The organism is Nocardia puris, from assembly GCF_003315035.1.
Lineage (GTDB): Bacteria > Actinomycetota > Actinomycetes > Mycobacteriales > Mycobacteriaceae > Nocardia > Nocardia puris.
In genome coordinates this window covers 102,724-119,877 of record NZ_QNRE01000015.1, presented here as the reverse complement: position 1 = coordinate 119,877, position 17,154 = coordinate 102,724, and the positions used below count along the sequence as shown (strand labels likewise).

The following is a 17,154-nucleotide window of genomic DNA, read 5'->3' as shown; positions in this document are numbered from 1 at the left end:
CTCGAGGTGGGTAGGTGGGTAGAGGGGGTGGGCGTGCGCGGCGTCAGCTGCTCGACCGCGCCTGGTTGAGCTGCTGTAGCTGGGCTCCGAACAGCTGTTGGCCATCGCTGAGCTGTTTGCGGGCGCGCCGCGCGGAGCTCACGCGAGTGGCGTGATCGGCCGGGGCGTGGATGGCCAGTTCCGCGGCGGCGGCATCGATGACGCGTCGTGGATCGGCTGCGGCGCCGCCGGAGGCCGGGTCCGTCGCGTCGGGAATATTTGCCGCGAAGCGCCACAGCAGGCGTTGCGCGGCCGGGGTCGGGCCTGTGTCGGTGGTGCGAGCCTGTCGAACCGCCTCGGCGATGTTGATCGCGCTGCCGAGGAAGCCGACTCGCGGCGACAGCGGGCCGATGATCCGCTGTTCCAGCGACCAGGTGCTGATCGTGACAAGCGCGCGGGCAGGTCCGAGTAGATCGTGGGTCAGCGCCGGGCACAGATAGTACGGACGGGCGCCGGGCGCGGCGCGGTAGGACCGTTCCTCGTCGCGCCGCAGGCTCGACAGTTTCGATGCCGACAGCTCGCCGGGAAAGAACGCCTCGTGCACGCTGACGATCAGCTTCGGCGCCGCCGGTGCCTGCAACAGCATCAACGCCCGGTGCGCGTGCTCGCGCGCGGGCAGCATGGTCGCCTGCGACGCCGCCGCCGTTGGCGCAGGTTCTGCCGCAACGAGTCCGGGGGCGGAGTCCGCTACTTCGACGAGGCTGTCCCAGGCCCGTTCCGCGCGGCGCAGCTGGGCACGCAACTCGGCGGCGCGTTCGGCATCGCCGGCTGAGGAAGCGTCCCGGATCGCCCGACGTAGCTCGGCGATGTTCTTCTCCAGCACGTCCAGCGGCTCGCTCATACCGAGGACGATACCAGAGTTCCAGAATGTTCCAGATTTTCTCCCGGGAATGCGGTATGGTCGGTGTCGCTCGGCCTCCCATTCGATCCGCGACGGCGCATAGTGAGCCGTCCACCCCTTCTCGGAGAATCTCTCGTGACCGGACGCATCTTCCACACTTCCGACTGGCATCTGGGCCGCCACATCGGACGCCGCCGACGCGATATCGAGTTCGCGGCCGTTCTGGCCGAAATCGTCTCGATCGCAGAGAATTTCGCACCCGACCTCATTGTGCACAGCGGAGATCTGTTCGACGGGTCCCGCCCGAGCCTCGACGATCTGCGTCTGGCGTCGGAGACGCTGCGGCGACTCGGGCGGATCGCACCGACCGTGGTCGTGGCCGGCAACCACGACACCCGCCCGGTCCTCACCTTCCTGCAGTACGTACTCGATGCGGCTGGGCATACCCCCGACCATCGGGTGAGGTTCGTGACCGACACCGGCTCCGGCGGTCCCATGGTCGCCGAGTACCCCGCCGCCGATGGCGAACACACCATCCGCATAGGCGCGCTGGCGTACCTGCACCCCAATCGGTTCACCTACGACCTCGCCGATCCCGGCACTGCCACGACATCATTCGCCCAGCAGATGCGGCACGTGCAGGGCGAGGTCTACCGGCGGCTCGGCGCCGGACGGGGGCCTCGCGACATTCTGGTCTACGCCGCGCACCTGTTCGTGGAAGGTGCGACCCCTTCACACTCCGAGCGCCCGATCTCGCTGAGGTCGGACTACGCAGTGCCAGCGGCGAGGCTGCCGCTGGTCGACTACGGTGCGCTGGGGCATATTCACAAGCCGCAACGCATCGACAGCGTCGGATTCCCTGCCCACTACGCCGGCAGCCCGCTGCAGCTGGACTTCGGCGAGACCAAGGACACCAAGAGCGTCGTGCTGGTCGAGATCGATCCCGGCAAGGACCCTCGGATCGAACTGGTCCCGCTGAGTTCCGGCCGTCGGCTGGTGAAGCTGACCGGCACGTTGGACGAGATCGCCCAGCGCGCAAGGCGTGTCGGAGACGCCTGGGTCAAAGCGATCGTCGATACCGACAGCCCCACCCTCGGGCTGTCGGAAACCCTCGCAGCGATGCTGCCGCACGCCACGATCATCGACATCCAAGAGCGTCGTGCGGGAACAGCCAGCCCGATCCTCGACCGTTCCGCCGCGACCGCTGAAGTGCCCAGCGCCGAAAGCCTGTTGCACGACTATCTGATCGACCGCGAGGTGACCGGCCGACGCCTCGACCACGTCATGGCCGCTCTGGCCCACTTGCAGAGCGAACCCGATCCCATAGATCCCGCACCGTGTTGTGAAGAGAAACTGCTCACCGCCGCCATCGACGGGCACGGCCTCGACGACGTGGACCGGGCCGGACTGCTGCCCGGATTCGCCACCGACGGATCGGCGGTGCGGTGATGCAGCCACTGACTCTGACGGTCAGCGGGTTCCGCAGCTACTCCACGGTGGTCACCGTGGACTTCACCGGCAAAGGCCTGACCGCGATGCTGGGTAACACCGGCGGCGGCAAGAGCAGCCTGTTGGAAGCCATCACCTACGCTTTGTTCCGCGGAACCACGTGGGACGCCCGCAGTTCCGGCCAGCTCATCGCGGACGACTGTGACGCCATGAGTGTGGAGTTCACCTTCCGGCACGACGGGCAGCGCTGGCGGGTGAGGCGCACGATGCACGCCAGCAACCCCAATGCCGGGCGCCATCACCTCATCAATCTCGACACCGGTGAGGAGGTCGACCGCGCCAAACCGGTCGACGCCCGGATCGAATCCATCCTGGGGATGGGCTATGAGACCTTTCTGCGCGTCGGACTGCTGCCGCAGGGCCGATTCGATCAACTCCTAACCGCTCCCACCAAGGAGCGCACCGCTCGCCTCCGGGAACTGTTCGGCGCGGATTCGTTGACCGAGGCACGTCGACTCGCCGAGAAGCAGAAGGAACGACTCGACGGCCTGATCGGGCAAGCCTGCTTCAAGCGCAAGGCGATGCCGGAGGATCCGGCGCAGGCCGCGCGTGATGCGGGCATGCGAGCAGCAGAGTCCGAGTCGCGAGCCGCGCATCTGGCCACCGCCCTCGATTCGATCTCGGATCTACGCGAACAGGCCTCGATGTCGCAGCTGGCCGAAGGCCGCGCCTCAGACGCCGTGCGGCGCCTCCGCGACCACGCTGCGGCCAACCCCATGGCAGCTCTCGACGACCTGCAACCCCTCGCGGATCAGCTCGCCACCGAGGCTGCGGGGCTCAGCGCTCGCTCGGTCGAAGCGAAGACCCAGGAGTCCGATCTGGTGAGCCGGATCGCCGCCTGCGAGAAGGCTGGTGAGGGACTGGTCGCGCTCGGCAAGGCCGCGGTCACTATCGACGGTCTGGCTGCGCGCGTGACGGAGCATCGCGACGCCCGCGCTGCAGCCGGCACACGTGCGGCTCAGCTCACCGTGGAGAGCGACCGGATCGCCACCGCGGAACAAGAACTGGCCGCTCGTGTGGAGCAGGCCGCACCGCTCACCGCAGCCGCCGACGCTGCCGAACGTGTAGCCGCATCGGTCCACGACCGCGCGGAGACCCTCCGGGCCGGAATCTCCGGCGCAATCGCTGCCGCGCTGCACGCCGCCGACACCTCCCGCGCGCACCACGATGCGCTCGACCAGCTGGCGGAGTCGCAGCGGATCGCTGCCGGGTTGACAGCCGCGGAGTCCGCCGCGGGTACAGCCCTACGGGCAGCCGAAGCCGCGGTCGCCGCGGTGACGCAGCGCAATCAATCCGCCGCGATCGCCAGCGATCTACGCCCCGGCGACGACTGCCCGGTGTGTCATCGCCAGCTCGCGGAGTCCTTCACCCCGCACGCCGCAGCCACCGCAACCGACCTGCGCCAGGCGAAGGCCGCGCACCGTGAGGCCCAGCGCGACCACAATCGCCTCACCGACGAACGCGCCCGGGCGCAGGCCACGGTAGACCTCACCCGGGAACAGGCGAACCAGCTGCGACAGAACCTCGAGACGGCACGGACCGATGTTGTCGACGCCACCGACAGTGCCAGCCGACTGATGGTTGAATTGGCCACCGCCGCAGAGACTTTCGATGCGGTCACCGCCGCGGCAACCCTGCTGTCCGCGACAACCGCGTTGTCCCAGCCGGGAACCGACATCGATCTCGATCAGCTGACTGGCGCCATCGCCACCGACGTCGCCCATTGCGAACGAGCTGCCGACGAGCACGCCCGCTCGCTACGTCGCCACGCTGACAGCCACACCGCGATTCTCGACGCCGAGCGCGCGGCGTTGAGCAATCGCAAGGACCGGCACAAGGAGGCGGTGCGCGCCGCAGCCGCAGATTCGAAGCGACTCACGGCGGCTCTCCAACGCACCGCAGCAGACATCGACGCGCTGCCAGGCCACATCCGTGCCCTGCTCCCCACCGAGATCAGCGATATCGGCCCCGAGCAGACGACCGCGGCGGCGGCGGTGATCGCGGACAAGATGTCGCAGGTGCAGCAGCTCGTCGAGCGACGGGACGACGTCCAGCGGGAGATCAACGGAATCCTGGTCGAGCAAAGGACCATTGATCAGGCAATCCGCGCACAGATCGACAATCCATTGGCCGACCTGTACCGGGGGTTGCGCCTGTGGGAAGACACCGTCACCTCCACGCTCACCGAGCACCACCTCGATCATCGGGTTCCGGACCGACCGGTGAAACCGGACATCACCGGTGTCCGGGAATTCGCTGCCGCGTTGGCACAACTCACCGACACCGTGAACCGCGAGCTGGCCGAAATCAGCAACAAGCACCATCACGCCGCCGAGGCCGCCACCGCGAAGATGCGTCAGATCGCCGAAACGCTCGGCGATATCGATGGGTTCGACCCGTCAGCTGATCTGTCCGCTCCCAACGCCTTGCATCCGCTGGTCGAAGCCAAAACGACCGCAAGCCGACAAGCCGAGGAACTGCGCATCGCGGAGGCGGCCGCCCAGGCCCACGTGCGACCCGCCGCCGACCTCGAATTCGCCATCGCCGCAGCAACAGCCCGTCGTGACGCGGTCGAGGTACTGCGAGTCCACCTCGTCGACGCCAAATTTCTCAGCCATTTCATCGCCCACAACACCCGTGCACTGCTGAGTATCGCCAGCGATCTGCTTGCCGAGCTGACCGGCGACGATTTCGGCTTCGCCGAGAATTTCGACATCGTCAGCCGCAGCAGCGGTGTCGTGCACAGCGCGAACCGACTCTCCGGCGGCGAAAAGTTCCTCGCGTCTCTCGCATTGGCCCTGTCCCTCGCCGAACTCCACTCGCGCAGCGGCCCCCGCCTGGGATCACTGTTCCTCGACGAAGGCTTCGCCACCCTCGACACCGAGGTCCTCGACACAGCCCTGGACGTCCTGCGGACCCAGGCCGGAAGCGACCGCCATGTCATGGTCGTCAGCCACCTCCGCGCCGTTGCCGAAGCCGTCGATGACGTCTTGTGGATTCAACGCGAGACCACCGGATCCACCGCACGCTGGCTCACCGCCGCCGAACGAGACGAACTCGTGAACTCAGATCTAACCGATGGTCTACAGGCGACGATGTAGTGGATCTGAAAAGGACTGGTTGCGTCGCCGCCGGATTCCCAGCCAGCCTGATGCTCGCCGCACTCGCGCGTCTGAAACCCGACCGACCAGCAGAAACCCTCCTCCCGAAACGAAAGGACGGCTCCTTCCGGCCGTGGAACCCGGCAGCCAACCCCCTGAACAAGCCAGGCCAGCACGCCCGTTCGCGGCCCCGGAAACACCTATCCGAACCGGATCAGTCCACCGCGTCAGCCACGGAAAGATCGAGGTCGGGCAGGTCGTTCTCCCCGACGTGTCAGGGTCCGCCGATAGGATGTGCCGAGTCTCTCAGCCTCTTCCCAGACCAGGAGAACTATTCGTCGTGTCAGTCCTGTCCAGCTTCGTATGGAGCGTCGCCGACACTCTGCGGGGCCCCTACGCCGAGGCCGAGTACGGCTCGGTCATCCTCCCGTTCACGGTGCTCCGCCGACTCGAGTGCGTGATGGCCCCGCACCGCGACGTGATGGCCGAGATCGTGGCGCAGTATCCGGGGGAGCAGCAGCGGCGCACGCACTTGAAGCGCAAGACCCGCACTGCGGACAGCGCAGGGTTGTCGTTTTGGACGACGAGCGACTTCACGCTGCAGAAGGCACTGCAGGACCCGAACAACCTGGCCGCGAATCTCATCGACTACGTCGGCGGGTTCTCCGCGAACCTTGACGTGTTCAAGTCCTTCGACTTCGAGAATGTGATCCGCACGCTCGACACACGCGAGCGGCTCGCCCAGGTCACCCGCCACTTCGAGAAACTCGACCTCTCGCCGGACGCGGTGTCCAACGCCGATATGGGTGACCTGTTCGAAAATCTCATCTACCGGTTCGCGGAGTCCGCCAACGACGGCGCCGGCCAGTTCTACACACCACGCGACGTCGTCCGGCTCCTCGTCGACCTGCTCTACGCGGAAGACACCGAAGCCCTGCGCGGTCGAGGCACCGTACGGTCGATCTACGACCCCACCGTTGGCACAGGCGGCATGCTCACCATCGCCGACGAGCACCTGCGCGGACTCAACCCCGATGCCTCCACCGCCCTGTTCGGCCAAGAGATCAACCCGCGCACGTACGCCATCTGCAAGGCGGACCTCCTCATCACCGGGCAGGACGCGTCAAACGTCCGCCAAGGAGACACCCTCGTCGTCGACCGCTTCGAGGACCGACGCTTCGACTACGTCCTGTCCAACCCGCCGTTCGGCACGGATTGGAAGGCCGTCGAGTCCGACGTGAAGAACGAACACGCCCGCGGCGGTCAGGGACGCTTCGCGCCAGGCCTGCCAGCTGTCGGCGACGCGGCAATGCTGTTCCTACTGCATGTGGCCTCGAAGATGCGCGACGTCGATGAGAGCGGCCGGGGCGGCAAGGCCGGCATCGTCCTCAACGGCTCCCCCCTCTTCACCGGCGGAGCCGGCTCTGGCCCCTCCGACATCCGCGGCCACCTGCTGGAGAACGACCTTATCGAGGCCATCGTCGCGCTGCCCAACGACATGTTCTACAACACCGGCATCGCCACCTACCTGTGGATCTTGTCCAACGCCAAACCGGCCGACCGCAAAGGCCGCGTCCAACTGATCGACGCGACGGGACTGGGGTCGAAGCTACGCAAGTCGATCGGCTCCAAGCGCGTCGAGATCGCCGACAAGCACCGCACAGCAATCGTGCGCGCCTTCACTGAGACACAGAGCGTCGACGACGAAATCACCGTACCGACCAAGGTTTTCAGCAACAGAGACTTCGCGTACTGGACCGTCACGGTCGAACGCCCGCTTCAGCTCCGCTTCGAGTGCACACCGGACACCATCGAGGCGGTCACAGAGCACAAGAAGCTGGGCCAGATCGCCGGCCTGCGCCAGGCGTTGGAGTCGTTCGGCGACCAGCCGTACCTCAACCGCGAAAAGTTCAACCGCGAGCTCGGAAAACACCTCGGCGATCACGGTTTAACACTGACCACCGCGCAGCGCAAGACACTGTGGCAGACCATCGGAATCCACGATGAAGCCGCCGACATCTGCCGGTACACCTCAGGCACGAGCAAGGGCGAGCCGGAACCCGACCCCGCACTGCGAGACACCGAGAACGTCCCATTCGGATGGGGCGGGCACCCCAAGACACACGAGGCTCGCGACGAGACCGTCCAGGACTACTTCGATGCCGAGGTGAAGCCACACGTCGACAACGCGTGGATCGACTGGGATAAGACCAAGACCGGCTACGAAATCCCGTTCACCCGCCACTTCTACACCTACGAACCCCCCCGACCGCTCGCGGAGATCGACAGAGATCTCGAGCGCGTCGTCGGCGAGATCATGGAGCTGCTGCGCGAGGTGGAAGCGTGAGCGTCGAAACTGCGGACCCGGTCGCAGAGCGAGTCGAGAAATGGCTGGGAGGTGTCCCGTGCGGATGGGCTGGGGCTCGGCTGTTCGAGATCGCGCAGGCTTGGACGAGCAATGTAGACAAACACGCTGTCGAGGGGCAGCCATGTGTCAGGCTCTGCAATTACGTGGACGTCTACAAGAATGATTCCATCGTCGACTCGCTCGACTTCATGAAGGCCACAGCGACGCGCGAGCAGATCAAAAAGTTCCGAATCCGTCTCGGCGACACGCTCATCACCAAGGACTCCGAGACCGCCACCGACATCGGCGTTCCTGCCTTCGTCGAGTACGAGGCGGACGACCTGATCTGCGGCTACCACTTGGCTATCGTCCGGCCGGACGCTCGTAAGGCTGTCCCGAAGTACATGTACTGGGTGCTCGCCTCCAAACCCGTCGCACGTCAATGGGGCGTCACAGCGGCTGGTGTGACCCGTGTCGGCATTCGGAGTACTGACCTGAACAAGGTCACGATCCCCCTCCCTCCTCTCGACGAGCAGCGTGCCATTACCGACTTCTTGGACCGTGAGACGGCCCAGACCGATGCGCTCGTGGCGAAGCAGGAGGAGCTCATTGGGCTGTTGCAGGAACGGCGGCGCATGGTGGTGCCGTCAATCTTGTCTAAGCTGACGCCCGACGGTCTTCGTCCCGACAAGCTGCATCGTCGGACACGGATGGGTAATGGGTCCACACCGCGTGCTGGCGAGGACCGATACTGGCTCGACGGCGATGTCCCCTGGCTGAACTCGTCGGTCGTGAATAGCCCCGAGGTATACGAGCCGTCGAAGTTCGTCACGCGAGCTGCTGTTGAAGAGTGTCACCTTCCGATGGTGAGCCCAGGTTCTCTCGTTGTCGCTCTTACTGGTCAAGGGAAGACGCGTGGGGCAGCCACGATCCTGCGGATCAAGTCCACGATCAATCAGCATCTCGCATTCATTGAACCTGATGAGCGGTACTGGGTGCCCGAGTACCTCCTGTGGATCATGCGATCGAAGTACGAGCACCTCCGGCGCGTCAGCAGCGAGAACGGTGCAACCAAGGGTGGTCTCACGGTTGGGGATCTCCGGGCGCTCAGGGTACCGATGCCTGACTTGGAAGTGCAACGCCACCTGGTCGCGGAGCTAATCGACGCAACGTCTCGCATCGACGCCCTGATCGCCAAGGCTGAGGAGCACATTGCTCTTGCCAAGGAGCGGCGGTCGGCGTTGATCACGGCGGCGGTGACGGGACAGATCGACGTACGTACTGCCCGGATGGCGGGGTGAAAGCCATGGCGACACCGGATGGGACCCGTGAGGTGGCGTTCGAGACCGAGATCGCCGAGTTCCTTGCCACGCACGGTTGGGAGTACAGCGAGACCGACGAGGGCTATGACGTCGAGCGGGCGATCTGGCCTGAGGACGTGCACTGGTGGCTGTCGGAGACGCAGCCGGAGGAGTACGCCAAGGTTGTCCGCGTCGGCACCGCTGCTGAGGCTGCGGATCGCGAGGCGTTGTTGGCCTCTCTCGTGTCTCGTCTGGACACGCCGATGGGCTCGGGTGGGGGCACGCTGAACGTGCTGCGCCGGAAGTTCTCCCACACCAGGGGCGCGACCGCGCATCTGCGGATGTGCCAGTTCAAGCCGGCCACGACGCTGAACCGGGAGGTCACCGAGCAGTACCGGAAAGTGCGGCTGCGGGTGGTCCGTCAGGTGCACTTCTCCCCGAAGCGTGGGGACACACGGTCGATCGACTTGGTGTTCTTCGTCAATGGCCTGCCGGTGGCCACCTGTGAGCTGAAGTCGTTCTTCAAACAGAGGTGGCACACCGCGATCAGCCAGTACCGCAACGACCGGAACCCGGCAGGGCAGCCGCTACTCGGGTTCGGCACCCGCGCCCTGGTCCACTTCGCCGTCGACGACGACCAGGTCCACATGACCACCAAACTGGCCAGCGAGAAGACCTACTTCCTCCCATTCAACCGCGGCCACGAGGACACCGGCGCGGCAGGGAACCCCCCGAACCCCGACGGCTCGGCGACATCGTACCTGTGGGAGCAGGTCCTGCAGCGCGATAACTGGCTGGCCATCCTCGGGTCGCAGATGTTCCTCAAGACCGAGGCCGACGAAGACCCCGCCACTGGGAAGATCAAGCGGTCGACGGCGCTGATGTTCCCGCGCTACCACCAGTGGCGCGCGGTAACGAAACTCGTCGGCTCGATCATCGAGGAGGGGCCAGGCCGCCGGTACTTGATCGAGCATTCGGCAGGGTCGGGCAAGACGAACACGATCGCCTGGACGGCGCATCGTCTCGCTCGGCTTCATGATCAGGCGAATGAGAAGGTGTTCGACAAGGTTCTGATCGTGTCCGATCGCCGTGTCCTCGACGCACAGTTGCAGCAGGCGGTCGAGCAGGTCGATGACACGGTCGGCACTGTCGCGGTCATCGACTCCGCGGCCGTGCGCCGCTCTGGTGGCTCGAAGTCCCGGGCGCTGCTGGACGCGCTGACCGGGTCGGCTCTGATCGTGGTCGTCACGATCCAGACGTTCCCCTATGTCAAGGGTCTGCTGGACACGACGCTGGGTGACCGGAACTTCGCGGTGATCATCGACGAGGCGCACACGTCCCAGTCGGGCAAGACGGCCGCGGATCTGAAGAAAGTCCTTACCGAGGGCGGCGGGCAGGTCACCGATGAGGATCAAGTCGACAGTCAGGACATCGTCAACCAGGTCGTAGAGGCCGACGCCGCTCGTGAACGGCAGATCGCTGCCGAGACTGCGGCGCGCGCTGGCGCTAAGAATGTGTCCTTGTTGGCGTTCACGGCGACGCCAAAGGCCAAGACGAAGATGCTCTTCGGGCGAGAGACCGCGGAGGGGAAGCCGGTCTCGTTCGATGTGTACCCGATGCGGCAGGCGATCGAGGAGGGCTTCATCCTCGATGTGCTGCGCGGCTATCAGACCTACAAGACCGCCTTCGAGATCGAGCAGCGCGGCGAGGGCGGCGTCGCCACCGGCATCACCGCAGGTGGAGGAGTCGATGATGATGTGGATCGTCTCGTCGATCCGAAGGTCGCCTCGCGCAAGATCATGCGGTTCGCGAACCTGCACCCGACGAATGTGGGCCAGAAGGTCGAGATCATCGTCGAGCACTTCCGCGCCAACGTCGCCCACCTGCTCGACGGGCACGCGAAGGCCATGGTCGTGACCGACTCGCGGCAGGCTGCCGTTCGCTACAAGATCGAGACGGACAAGTACCTTGCCCAGAAGGGGTACGGGTACCAGTCCATTGTGGCGTTCAGCGACAAGATCAGCGACGACGAGTACGGGCTCACCGACGTGACGGAGGCCTCGATGAACCCGGGCCTAGGCTCGGATCTGGCCAGGGAGTTCCGTCGGCCGGAGTACCGGCTCATGCTGGTCGCCGACAAGTTCCAGACCGGCTTCGATCAGCCGCTGCTGTGCGCGATGTATGTGGACAAGCGGCTGCCCGACGTGCACGCGGTGCAAACGCTGTCCCGGCTCAACCGCACCTACCGAGCACGTTCGGGTGAGGTGAAGGACCGCACGTTCGTACTGGATTTCGTCAACGACCCCGAAGACGTCCGCCAGGCGTTCCTGACCTACTACCTCGAGGCGCACGTCGAGACGGCGACAGACCCGAACCTCGTGCACCGGGTCGCGACCAAGCTCGCCCAGGCAAGGATCTACACCCCTGCGGACGTGGAGCGCTACGCGCAGGCGTGGTGGGCGCCGACCCAGTCCCATTCCGCTCTCGCTGCCGCGGTCACTCCGGCGCGTGATGAGTTCGTAAACCGGTGGACGGATGCGAAGTCGCAGCAGGACAGCCAAGCGCTCGACGAGCTACGGACCTTCCGGAAGGACTGCGGCTCCTACGTGCGCCTGTATGACTTCATGTCCCAGGTCGTCGACTACGGCACCAGCGATTTGGAGAAGCTCGCGGAGTTCCTGCGTCAGCTGACACGTCTGCTGCCCTCGGAGGAGGCAGGAGGCGACGTCGACGTATCCGGGCTGGAGCTGCGACGGGTTCGCCAGATCGACCAGGGGAAGGCCAACATCTCGCTGTCCGGTGACCAGGACACACCTGGCCTGCGCGGCATCACCGGGGTCGGCTCCGGCGTTTCCCGGCAAGACCCTCAGCAGGAGCTGCTCTCGGAGGTGGTCGCCCGGATCAACGCCTTGTTCGGTGCCGAGTTCGCCGACCCGCAGATCAAGGGGTTCGTCATCGCCGCCGCCGGCCTGGCCGAGGAAGACCGCCGCATCGCCGACCAGATCGACCACAACGCTATCGACCAGTTCCTGGCATCCCCCGATCTGCGAGATACACTCACCGACGCAGCGGTACTGAACGAAGGAGCCTTCGGCAAACTCACCGGCGCACTCACCGGCGAAAACGATCGCGCCGACGAGTTCATCCGCCTCATCGGCGCGTACCTGTACCAGTCACGCAGACTCCGCACAATCGACGACGCACAGACCGAGGACGTCGGCTCGGCACCTGAGATGCCATGAAGCACGGCATCACCGAACTCCTGCCGCGCCAGTTCTAGCCGATGCCTGATCGAGATCGACGGTGGCCGTACGCTGATCACCTGAGCAGCGTACTGGGCATGGAGGAACCGGTATCGGTCCGCTGGGCCGCGACCGCGTGGTGGTGGATGGCCGGAGTGCGGTATAGCGGCGCTCGCCCTCGGTCATCGGGCGCGGCGACGCTGTGTTCGATTGCGAGCGCGCGGTTTTCAGTTGCTCAGTGGCCGCGCAGGCGCGGGTCAGCGGATCGGAGGGCGCGGTTCACCTTCGCCGTTGCCTCGCTGCGTGCGTCCCGGTAGGTGTCGGTGATCGCCGTGCTGAGTTGGGTGTTCGAGGTCGGCATCGCCGCCGGCGAGATCCGCAGGTCGGTGATGTCGCCGCGCGCGTCGACCTCGACGGTGACGCCGTGCTTGTCGGCCCGCCCACGGATCGCAGCCACTGCCTGCGCGGAGGAGGACACGGACGGAGTCGACACTCGGATTCTGGGCGGCGGCGTGCAGGATGTGACGCCGTCGTTGTCGCGGTTGTAGGGGCGCGGCCCGCCCGCCAGCCGCAGCGGCACATACGACACCAGCGGCGCCTCGACGCTCGCCGCCCCGGCCTGCGGCCACTCCAGCACCGCCTGGTCCTGCCGCACCGGCAGCAGCGGCCCGAGCCCGGCGCGTGGGAGCACCGAGCCGTATGTGGGCTGCGGAGCGCTGTGGGCGACGCTGCGCCCACGGCGCGAAGCAGTGCAGGTAGGCATTGGCGCGGAGTGGAAACGTGGTTGAGGCTCGTTAGGGTGATCGTCTGACAGGCTGGCGCGCGGAAGGAGTCGTGTTGGGGATTCGGCGGCTGGTGGTCGTTGGGTTGTGCGCCGTCACGATGGCGGGGTGTTCGGCGGAGACAACATCGGATACGGGCACGGCGACGACGAATGCGCCCGGCTCCGCAGTGGCTCAGGTCTACTCGTGTGCGGCAGGCGCAGCCTCCGGGTCTACGTTCTCTCTGGGGCCGACGTCCGAGCGTCCGTTCACGTTGTCGATTCCTCGGCTTGAGGGGTGGGAGGAGGCGACTACGGCCAGTGGCGGTGGTTCGGGATTAACAGTGTCCCGCAGCGACGTCGTGGCAGGGCGGTTCGGTAATCCGAATGGGACGGTGGCGGTCACGCTACTGGCGGCAGAGCGAAGCGTGGAGGGCGCGTGGGCGCGGCTGGACCTGCTGGCGCGCGCGGACAACGGGTGGGAGCAGGATGGCTATGAGCGGGTCAATGTGTGCGGGCACAGTGGGATTCGTGCAGCTTCGACGTCGACCTCTCCCGCCGGGGTGCGTGACGACCACCTGGGTGTTGCGATAGAGGTTGGCGAGGCGGTGTATCCGGTGATGGTCACCGGGCGGGTGAACGCTGCGGCGACCGACGCGATCCGCGCTGATGTGACCACGATTCTCGACGGAGTGCAGCTGGCGGTCTGAGGTGCGCTGGCAAGGAGCCTGGGCTTGGGTCAAGCCCAGAGCCGGGGCGTTCCAACCGCAGCGTTGGCGGCGTTGAGGCGGATGTCGAGTCGTTCGGGGGTGAGAGTGTAGGGCACGAGGACGTCGATTACGACGCCGTCGCGGTGTTCCAGGATCGCCTTGATCGCGTCGCCGGTAATGGGCGCTGTAGCGGTGACATCGAAGACGGCGGCGCGAGCACGCAGTTGCTGGCGGTCGGCTGGGAGCTGGACGTCGGTGAGGAACTGTTGCTCGGTTCGGGCAGGCCCGCCGGGTGGAAGACTGCGGATCGTGGTGTTGCCGTTGAGGTCGATGACCAGCATGAACGGATCGAAAGTGTCGGCGGATTCGAAAGTCCGGGCGGCGGCGTTGACAGCGTCGCGCAAGAGTGTGTCAAGGTCGTGTTGCGCTTGTTGAGAGGCTGTGCTCCGCCAGTCCATGCGAGTCCCCACCTTGCCGGTCGCGATATACAGTGGCTACCGTTCAGTGCGGAGACAGGGGGTAGCCGATGGCCGAGGGCAGTCTACAAGCCGACCCTGCGGCATTGCGGCAGGCTGCCACGGATCTGCGTGGGCATCATTTCCGGTTGCACGAGGCGTTGTCAGCGATACGCGCCGAACACGAAAACCTCGCGCAACTGTGGACAGGCCCGGCCGCTGACCATGCCTCAGCCGTGTGGGAGGAGTTGCGGCCGAGACTCGGCCAGCATATCGACAAAATCAGCGAGTTCGCGACCAGCCTGACAACCACAGCGAACACGTTGACCGAGCAGGATGATCAGAACGCGGATACCGTCACCTCGACCACATCGAGCCTCGACCTGCCATGACCGCGCGCAGCTATGATCTAGCGGCGATGCAGCGGTTCATCGATGTGCTGGACAAACAGATCGACGCAATCAGCGGTGAGCGCGATGCGGTGAAGAGAACCGCGGAGGCGCTCCTGTTGGGGTTCTCTGGTGCGGCGGCAACATCGTTCGACACCGCGCATCAAGGCTGGCAGTCCGGAACCGGTCCGCTGATCGAGCAGTTGCGGGCGCTGCGCGATCGGGTGAGCACCGCGCTGGAGAACTACATCAAGGCCGAGGAAGCAAACCGCTCCATGACGGGCCGGTAGCGAGGGGGACCGCGATGACCACGGTGGATTCGGATGACTACTATCTGGTGGCGCGCAAGCTCATTGAGGCGAGTCTGACCCTGGAGACCGATCTTCTGGACTTGGACAAGGGCCTCGATATCTCACGGTCGGCGGGGCGGTATCCGTATGGCGGTCCGCAGTGGGCGATGAGTTTCGACCAAAGCCTGTCCGATGCGTTCGAGGCCGGCGGACTCGGGGCGATCGCGGCCCGAGAGCTCGGCTTTCTGATCCACCTGGCTGGCAACAACCTGGACGTGAGTGAGAGCAACTCGCACGAAGGCCCGAAGACCGCGCCGCCGAAACCGCCCGAGGGCTCGACGTTGGTGACAAGCCCCCCGATCAAGCAACTGTCGGTCGGCGGAAAGGAGGACAATCCGACGTTCTGGTCGCTGGTCGAGGATTTCGTAGCCAAGGTGTGGGCCGACTGCGACGAAACGCGCATCGGCAAGGTCGGTGAACAACTCGCCGCCTATGGCACGAAGAAGTCCGAGCTGGCCACCACCCTCTACAACGAGGTAAATGGCGCGTTCCCTGCGGCTGCGCAAGCCGAGGATGTTGTGCTCGAAGCATATGTCGAGGATGTCGTGAACGTCTGTACCGCCATTGCGGCCACCGCGGATGCGGCGACGTATCTGTCGTATGCCTGCAGGGATGTCGCGCAGACTGCGGATTCGGCCAAGGACGATTGCCGTACGTCGCTGAAGCTCCTAGCCGCGATCGTAGCCTCCTACGAGGCCGACAAGGTCCCCACCTACATCCTGCCCGGCGGCTCGCGCCTTCGGCGCAACATCGACCGCGCCATCGAGATGAACAAGCGCGCCTACGCCGCCGCCATCGACGCGCGCCTGGGCAACATCGAAACCAAGGTCGCTGACGCAGTCAGTTCCAACTCCGGCATCTATGGCCCGTCCCCAATGAATGAGACCGCCCGGTATTAGAGTCCTGTTGGCCCTGGTGAGGGCTGGAAGGGACACTGAGTGACATGGCAGGACGCAAGCGGCATTCCGCGGAGGAGATCGTGCGGAAGCTGCGCCGTGCCGATGAGCTGATCGCGGCGGGCAAGACCGGGGAGGAAGTCGCGGCCGAGCTGGGGGTGTCGGCGGCGACGATGTACAACTGGCGCCGCCAGTACGGGGGCGTGGACACCGACGCGGCCAAAGAACTCAAGGAGCTGCGGGAGCAAAACGCCCGGTTGAAGCGGTTGCTGGCCGATGCCGAGCTGGAGAAGGACGCACTGCGGGAGATCGCGAAGGGAAAATTTTAGGCCCGGCTACCAAGCGTCGCGCCGTTGACATGCTCCGAGTGGTGAAGGGCATGTCGGAGCGGTTCGCGTGCAGGGTTGTCGGGCTGTCTCGTTCTACGTATCGGCGGCTGCCGATCGCACAGACACCGGCCGATCCGGATGCCGGTCTGCGGGCCTGGCTGCGTTCCTACGCCACCACACATCAAGGGCACGGGTTCCGGCGCGCCTGGGCGGCGCTGCGGTTCGACGAGGGCAACTCGGTGAATCTGAAGAAGGTGCACCGGCTGTGGCGGGACGAGGGCCTGCAGGTGCGCGAGCACCATCCCCGCAAGCGGGCCGAGATTTCGTCGGTGCCGCCGATCGAGGCCGACGCACCGAAGGTGGTGTGGGCGTTGGATTGCCAGTTCGACTCCACCGTCGACGGGCGGGCGGTGAAGATCGCGTCGATGATCGACGAGCACACCCGCGAATCGCTGCTGCACCTGGTCGAGCGGTCGATCACCGCCGAAAAGCTCGTCGCCGAACTCGAGAGGGTGTTCGCCACCCGCGGTGGCCCGCCGAAGGTGCTGCGGATGGACAACGGTCCGGAAATGATTTCCCATGCGTTGCAGCAGTTTTGCGCTGACCGTGTCGGGATCGTCTACATCCCGCCGGGAACACCGTGGAACAACGGGTTCATCGAGTCGTTCAACCGTCGGTTGCGGGCCGAGTGCCTCAACCGCAACCACTGGACGAGTGTGCTCGAAGCCCGTGTCGTGATCGGCGACTTCAAGGCCGAGCACAACCATCGGCATCGGCACTCGGCCCTGGGCTACCTCACCCCGGCCGAGTACGCTGCCCGCTGCAGCCACACCCACCACCCCGTGGCCTGCAACATCAACTGAAACTGGATCGAATACAACCCGG

General features: G+C 65.6%; 13 protein-coding genes. 10 read left to right on the top strand and 3 right to left on the bottom strand.

Annotated elements, in window-relative coordinates; genetic code table 11:
* Window positions 1–43: 43 nt before the first annotated feature.
* Window positions 44–880, bottom strand: a complete 837-nt coding sequence (locus DFR74_RS28815) for a hypothetical protein (protein ID WP_067509185.1) — start codon at window positions 878–880, stop codon at window positions 44–46.
* A 135-nt stretch (window positions 881–1,015) separates the two neighbouring features.
* Here DFR74_RS28815 and DFR74_RS28810 point away from each other — a divergent pair, with 135 nt between their 5' ends.
* From DFR74_RS28810 to DFR74_RS28790, 5 genes are all read left to right on the top strand, one after another.
* Window positions 1,016–2,329 (top strand): metallophosphoesterase family protein, encoded by a 1,314-nt coding sequence (locus DFR74_RS28810; protein ID WP_067509187.1) that lies wholly within the window; start codon window positions 1,016–1,018, stop codon window positions 2,327–2,329.
* On the top strand, window positions 2,329–5,490 hold the full coding sequence (locus tag DFR74_RS28805) for an AAA family ATPase (protein WP_067509189.1): 3,162 nt from the start codon (window positions 2,329–2,331) through the stop codon (window positions 5,488–5,490). The genes DFR74_RS28810 and DFR74_RS28805 overlap by 1 nt, the downstream gene beginning before the upstream one ends.
* 340 nt (window positions 5,491–5,830) lie before the next feature.
* Window positions 5,831–7,837 carry a type I restriction-modification system subunit M gene (locus DFR74_RS28800; RefSeq protein ID WP_067509191.1) on the top strand — a complete coding sequence of 669 codons (2,007 nt, stop codon included), beginning with the start codon at window positions 5,831–5,833 and terminating at the stop codon, window positions 7,835–7,837.
* Window positions 7,834–9,138, top strand: coding sequence for a restriction endonuclease subunit S (locus DFR74_RS28795; RefSeq protein WP_147265970.1), 1,305 nt, complete (start codon window positions 7,834–7,836; stop codon window positions 9,136–9,138). Before DFR74_RS28800 ends, DFR74_RS28795 begins: the two co-directional genes overlap by 4 nt.
* A gap of 5 nt (window positions 9,139–9,143) precedes the next feature.
* On the top strand, window positions 9,144–12,380 hold the full coding sequence (locus DFR74_RS28790) for a type I restriction endonuclease subunit R (protein WP_067509195.1): 3,237 nt from the start codon (window positions 9,144–9,146) through the stop codon (window positions 12,378–12,380).
* A 235-nt stretch (window positions 12,381–12,615) separates the two neighbouring features.
* Here DFR74_RS28790 and DFR74_RS36300 read toward each other — a convergent pair whose 3' ends face one another.
* Window positions 12,616–13,071: a YbaB/EbfC family nucleoid-associated protein gene (locus DFR74_RS36300; protein ID WP_067509197.1), complete on the bottom strand. Its 456-nt coding sequence runs from the start codon at window positions 13,069–13,071 to the stop codon at window positions 12,616–12,618.
* A gap of 413 nt (window positions 13,072–13,484) precedes the next feature.
* On the opposite strand from DFR74_RS36300, the gene DFR74_RS28780 reads away from it, so the two are divergent.
* Window positions 13,485–13,850, top strand: coding sequence for a hypothetical protein (locus DFR74_RS28780; RefSeq protein ID WP_147265969.1), 366 nt, complete (start codon window positions 13,485–13,487; stop codon window positions 13,848–13,850).
* A gap of 29 nt (window positions 13,851–13,879) precedes the next feature.
* On the opposite strand, the gene DFR74_RS28775 is transcribed toward DFR74_RS28780, so the two are convergent.
* Window positions 13,880–14,308, bottom strand: coding sequence for a hypothetical protein (locus DFR74_RS28775; RefSeq protein ID WP_067509201.1), 429 nt, complete (start codon window positions 14,306–14,308; stop codon window positions 13,880–13,882).
* 68 nt (window positions 14,309–14,376) lie between these two features.
* Here DFR74_RS28775 and DFR74_RS28770 point away from each other — a divergent pair, with 68 nt between their 5' ends.
* From DFR74_RS28770 to DFR74_RS28755, 4 genes are all read left to right on the top strand, one after another.
* Entirely contained in the window at window positions 14,377–14,697 is a 321-nt protein-coding gene (locus tag DFR74_RS28770) for a WXG100 family type VII secretion target (RefSeq protein WP_067509202.1), read from the top strand.
* Complete coding sequence (locus DFR74_RS28765; protein WP_067509204.1) at window positions 14,694–14,984, top strand: WXG100 family type VII secretion target; 291 nt, start codon at window positions 14,694–14,696, stop codon at window positions 14,982–14,984. The genes DFR74_RS28770 and DFR74_RS28765 overlap by 4 nt, the downstream gene beginning before the upstream one ends.
* Before the next feature lie 14 nt (window positions 14,985–14,998).
* A complete protein-coding gene (locus tag DFR74_RS28760; RefSeq protein ID WP_067509206.1) occupies window positions 14,999–15,943 on the top strand; it encodes a hypothetical protein in 945 nt (314 codons plus the stop codon).
* Window positions 15,944–15,987: 44 nt separating this feature from the next.
* Window positions 15,988–17,132 (top strand): IS3 family transposase gene (locus DFR74_RS28755; RefSeq protein ID WP_113975338.1). Its coding sequence is split into 2 segments (ribosomal slippage): window positions 15,988–16,255 and window positions 16,255–17,132, totalling 1,146 coding nucleotides; the frame shifts between segments, so codons are not numbered across the junction.
* Window positions 17,133–17,154 lie beyond the last annotated feature (22 nt).

What these genes read in the sequence shown, in the direction of transcription:
- DFR74_RS28770 (WP_067509202.1), top strand. Translation starts at nt 14,377, where the DNA reads ATGGCCGAGGGCAGTCTACAAGCCGACCCTGCGGCATTGCGGCAGGCT.
- DFR74_RS28765 (WP_067509204.1), top strand. Translation starts at nt 14,694, where the DNA reads ATGACCGCGCGCAGCTATGATCTAGCGGCGATGCAGCGGTTCATCGAT.
- DFR74_RS28760 (WP_067509206.1), top strand. Translation starts at nt 14,999, where the DNA reads ATGACCACGGTGGATTCGGATGACTACTATCTGGTGGCGCGCAAGCTC.
- DFR74_RS28775 (WP_067509201.1), bottom strand. Translation starts at nt 14,308, where the DNA reads ATGGACTGGCGGAGCACAGCCTCTCAACAAGCGCAACACGACCTTGAC.
- DFR74_RS28790 (WP_067509195.1), top strand. Translation starts at nt 9,144, where the DNA reads ATGGCGACACCGGATGGGACCCGTGAGGTGGCGTTCGAGACCGAGATC.
- DFR74_RS28815 (WP_067509185.1), bottom strand. Translation starts at nt 880, where the DNA reads ATGAGCGAGCCGCTGGACGTGCTGGAGAAGAACATCGCCGAGCTACGT.
- DFR74_RS28805 (WP_067509189.1), top strand. Translation starts at nt 2,329, where the DNA reads ATGCAGCCACTGACTCTGACGGTCAGCGGGTTCCGCAGCTACTCCACG.